Here is a 282-nt window from a genome sequence, read left to right on the forward strand (position 1 = left end):
GTAATCGCGCTCGTGGTCCGGGTATACAGCCTCCGTATCCGTGCCGGAGCCCTTTGCGCTATTGAGCAGCGCGTCCTGCACGCGATCCGCAAGCTTCGTCACAAACGTCGCAGCATGGCCCCCAATTTCGTACGTCTCATCATCGACGAGCGTCCGGAACTCGTCCAACGCCTTTTCGACGCCGACCTGATACCCGCGTTCGTACGCGGCCGCCTCCGGGCCCTCAACATCTGCGTCATTGGCAACGATGAGCAGCGCCTGCGTCTCGAACTCGTACTGGCC

General features: G+C 62.1%; 1 protein-coding gene. It reads right to left on the reverse strand.

The features are described 5' to 3' along the window. Nucleotides 1-282, reverse strand: a 282-nt coding sequence (locus AC1RP1_RS08290; protein WP_481762768.1) for a hypothetical protein, incomplete at both ends; no start/stop codon positions are given.

It is taken from the genome of Dellaglioa sp. CoH-56-MRSF-13 (assembly GCF_056782095.1).